This window comes from Skermanella aerolata KACC 11604, assembly GCF_000936425.1.
GTDB lineage: Bacteria > Pseudomonadota > Alphaproteobacteria > Azospirillales > Azospirillaceae > Skermanella > Skermanella aerolata.
This window is the reverse complement of record NZ_AVFK01000126.1, coordinates 1-2,912: the sequence shown is the minus strand read 5'-3', so window position 1 is coordinate 2,912 and position 2,912 is coordinate 1. Positions and strand designations below refer to the sequence as shown.

Genomic DNA, 2,912 nt, shown 5'->3' with positions numbered 1-2,912 from the left:
GTAAGCCTCCGACGAAGGCCGCCTTGATGGTTTGTTGAGGACAGCGGATGTTTGCGTGGCGCGTCATCGCGCGGACGCAAACGAGTGGTAAACGTCATGGCGTATCAGCGTGTCGAGATCCTCACGGGGACGGAGCGCCGTCGGAACTACACGCCGGCGGAAAAGGTGCGGATTGTGGAAGAGGCGTTTCGCCCCGGCGTGATCGTGAAGGACGTGGCCCGGCGGCTCGGGATCCACGAAAGCCTGCTGTACCGGTGGCGCCGGCTGATGAGGGCGGCGGCTGCGACAGGTGGGCTGCCGAGCTTTGTGCCGGTGATGGTAACGCCGGAGCCGGACGTGGTGGAACCGTCGGCCTTACCCCCGGCGGCGTCACCACCGTCCACGCCAGCTGCCGTCGCCGGAGCGGTTCTGGAAGTCATGCTGCCCGACGGGGCGCGGGTGCGTCTCGAGGGGGCGGTCGATCCGGCCCTGGCGGCGGCGGTGCTGACAGCGTTGGCGACATCGGGGCGGGTGTCATGATCCCGGTGCCGACCGGAGTGCGGGTCTGGCTGTCGACCGGGCATACAGACATGCGCAAGGGGTGGGCCAGCCTGGCCCTCCTGGTTCAGGAGCGCCTCGGGCAGGATCCGCACAGCGGTCAATTGTTCATCTTCCGAGGCCGCAGAGGTGACCTGGTGAAGGTGATCTGGCATGACAGCCAGGGCAGCTGTTTGTTCGTGAAACGGCTGGAGCGGGGCCGGTTCATCTGGCCGAGCACGGTGGACGGAGCGGTGTCGATCTCGGCCGGGCAGATGGGCTATCTGCTGGAAGGTATCGACTGGCGAAATCCGCAGAAAACCTGGAGGCCGGAAGCCGCCGGATAACTGCGACAAAGTGAATCAGCGGGCTCGTCCCGATCTGGAAATCGGCAGTCTCCTGTGATGCTTTGGGGTAAACTGGCGCCATGAATGCCGGTTCGCCCTTGAACGAGATCATGGCTTTGCGTGCCGCCCTGGCGCAGGCCGAGGCGCGTGCGGATGCTGCCGAGGCCGATGCCGCGCAGGCCAAGGCGAAAGCCTCCAGCGACCAGGCCTTCATCGCCTATCTGAAGCTGGAGATCGAGAAGCTGCGCCGTGATCTCTACGGCGTGCGCTCCGAACGCAAGGCGCGGCTGCTGGACCAGATGGAGCTGCAGCTGGAGGAGTTGGAGGCGACGGCGGGCGAGGACGAGCTGGCTGCCGAGCTGGCCGCCGCGAAGACCACGACGGTCGAGGCGTTCTCCCGCAGGAAGCCGGCACGCAAGCCGTTCCCCGACCACCTGCCGCGCGAGCGCGTCGTTGTTCCGGCTCCCGCCACCTGCCCCTGCTGTGGCTCGGACAAACTGTGCAAGCTGGGCGAGACGATCACCGAGACGCTGGAAAGCATCCCGCGCCAGTGGAAGGTGATCCAAACGGTGCGGGAGAAGTTCTCCTGCCGGGCCTGCGAGACCATCACCCAGCCGCCCGCACCCTTCCACACCATCCCGCGCGCCTGGGCCGGTCCCAGCCTGCTGGCGATGGTGCTGTTCGAGAAGTTCGGCCAGCACCAGCCGCTGAACCGGCAGTGCGAGCGCTTCGCCCGTGAAGGTGTCGAGATCAGCCTGTCCACCCTGGCCGACCAGGTCGGCGCCTGCGCCGCCGTGCTGAAGCCCTTGCTGACGCTGATCGAGGCTCATGTCATGGCGGCCGAGCGTGTGCACGGCGATGACACGACCGTGCCGGTTCTGGCCAAGGGCAAAACCGACACCGGCCGGATCTGGGTTTATGCCCGCGATGACCGGCCGTTCGGCGGGCCGGCGCCCCCGGCGGCGCTGTTCCACTACTCGCGCGACCGCTGCGGCGAGCATGCCGAACAGCACCTGGTCGGCTTTGCCGGCATCCTCCAGGCCGACGCCTTTGCTGGATACAACAGGCTGTATCGGGCGGATCGCCAGCCGGGCCGGATCACCGATGCATCCTGTTGGTCGCATTCGCGTCGCAAGTTCTTTGTCCTGGCTGATATCGCGGCCAACGCCAGGCGCGGCAAGAACGCGCCGCCGATCTCGCCGCTGGCGCTGGAGGCGGTCAAGCGGATCGACGCGCTGTTCGATATCGAGCGGGCGATCAACGGCCAGGGCCAGGAACACCGCCTGGCGGCGCGTCAGGAGCACAGCGCACCGCTGATCGCCGAGTTGGAAGCATGGATGCGCACCGAACGGGCCCGCCTGTCGCGCCACAATCCGGTCGCCAAAGCCATGGACTACATGCTCAAGCGCTGGGAAAGCTTCACCGTGTTCCTGCGCGATGGCCGGGTGTGCCTGACGAACAATGCCGCCGAACGAGCGTTGCGCGGTATTGCTCTTGGCAGAAAGGCTTGGCTCTTCGCCGGATCGGACCGGGGTGGCCAAAGAGCCGCGGTCATGTTCAGCCTCATCACCACGGCCAAGATGAACGATGTCGATCCGCAGGCTTGGCTCGCCGATGTGCTGGCCCGGATCAACGACCTGCCCCAGACCCGGCTGCACGAGCTGCTGCCCTGGGAGTGGAAGGCAATCCGCGAGCGGGCCAGGGCGGCGTGACCTCGGCGCCAGCCGGGTCAACGCTTCGCGAACAGTTCCTGGAACAGCTGCTCCGAGCGAGCCAGACCCTCCGGCGTGAAAACCACCGACTTGGCCCTGCCAACCGGATCGTGGATCAGGCCCTTCGTGTGCAGCCGGTCCATCGCGTCCCAATCAAAAGACTTCCACGCGCGCGCACCGTCGTGGAGTCCCAACCATAAAAGCGCCAGCACAGCATCGTCGATCCGATCGGTGTCGATGTCCATGACCGCCTCACAGTTCAACAGAACTGCGATCATGCGATAAGTCCTGCCCTCTTCTCAACGGCTCCCTCCTGCGGTGCTCGGCGGATGCTTAC

Annotated in this window: 4 protein-coding genes; 3 read left to right on the top strand and 1 reads right to left on the bottom strand. The window is 66.2% G+C overall.

Annotation, left to right across the window (positions count from 1 at the left end; translation table 11 throughout):
• The first annotated feature begins 96 nt into the window (after positions 1 to 96).
• From tnpA to tnpC, 3 genes are all read left to right on the top strand, one after another.
• Positions 97 to 519 (top strand): IS66-like element accessory protein TnpA, encoded by a 423-nt coding sequence (gene tnpA / locus N826_RS38520; protein WP_044437832.1) that lies wholly within the window; start codon positions 97 to 99, stop codon positions 517 to 519.
• Positions 516 to 863 carry an IS66 family insertion sequence element accessory protein TnpB gene (gene tnpB, locus N826_RS38515; protein WP_044437830.1) on the top strand — a complete coding sequence of 116 codons (348 nt, stop codon included), beginning with the start codon at positions 516 to 518 and terminating at the stop codon, positions 861 to 863. The genes tnpA and tnpB overlap by 4 nt, the downstream gene beginning before the upstream one ends.
• A gap of 80 nt (positions 864 to 943) precedes the next feature.
• The gene (gene tnpC / locus N826_RS38510) at positions 944 to 2,575 is read left to right on the top strand and encodes an IS66 family transposase (protein WP_044437828.1); all 1,632 of its coding nucleotides are present in this window, start codon (positions 944 to 946) and stop codon (positions 2,573 to 2,575) included.
• Positions 2,576 to 2,592: 17 nt separating this feature from the next.
• Here tnpC and N826_RS38505 read toward each other — a convergent pair whose 3' ends face one another.
• Complete coding sequence (locus tag N826_RS38505) at positions 2,593 to 2,820, bottom strand: DUF6429 family protein (protein WP_044437834.1); 228 nt, start codon at positions 2,818 to 2,820, stop codon at positions 2,593 to 2,595.
• Between the last annotated feature and the right edge of the window lie 92 nt (positions 2,821 to 2,912).